This window comes from Lactiplantibacillus sp. C232 (genome assembly GCF_023806725.1).
Lineage (GTDB): Bacteria > Bacillota > Bacilli > Lactobacillales > Lactobacillaceae > Lactiplantibacillus > Lactiplantibacillus plantarum.
The window spans coordinates 1-573 of the sequence record NZ_JAMSKZ010000047.1 but is presented as its reverse complement, the minus strand read 5'-3'; the positions used below and the strand labels follow the sequence as shown (position 1 = coordinate 573).

The following is a 573-nucleotide window of genomic DNA, read 5'->3' as shown; positions in this document are numbered from 1 at the left end:
CTATCTAGTGCACAAGTACAGTTTGCCGTTGCGGAACGGCTACTGGCGTGCTGAAAAGTACGACAATCCCAACGAAATTATTACTGGACAAACAGTTGATTTGCTAGGTGATAAGATCGGCGCCCCAGCTAGATCGATAAGGCAAGCAAGCTACTCAAATGGCATTGTCTGTGGCTACTACATTAGCCGGGTGCCGAAAGTATGAGCAAAGTAGTGATTAAGGGCGAACTACCTAGCTTAAATGAGTACATCAAGGCTGAACGGGCCAACAGATACGCCGCAGCTAACCTAAAGAAGCGGTACACGGCCTTATGTAGTGTGTATGCCAGGGCTAGTCGGAATTCTGGAGTTGAATTCAGTTGGCCTTGCAAGCTTAAATTTACGTGGTACACGAAGAACAACCGAAAAGATGCGGATAATATCGCGTTTGCTAAAAAGTTTGTGCTGGACGGCTTTATGAAGGCTGGGCTTTTAGGCAACGATAATCGAAAGCACATCACAGGATTCCAGGACGAATTTGCCGTTGATAAACGAAATCCTAGAGTAGAAATAGATGAAATCACGGAGGACGAA

The 573-nt window shown here is 45.7% G+C and carries 1 protein-coding gene and 1 pseudogene; both read left to right on the top strand.

Translation table 11 applies throughout. From position 1 onward, the window contains the following. Nucleotides 1–205 (top strand): annotated as a pseudogene (locus MZO41_RS17075) (hypothetical protein); the annotation flags it as partial. Further along, the coding region (locus MZO41_RS17070; protein WP_024971543.1) for an endodeoxyribonuclease at nucleotides 202–573 on the top strand (372 nt) is incomplete at its 3' end. The pseudogene MZO41_RS17075 and the gene MZO41_RS17070, both read left to right, overlap by 4 nt.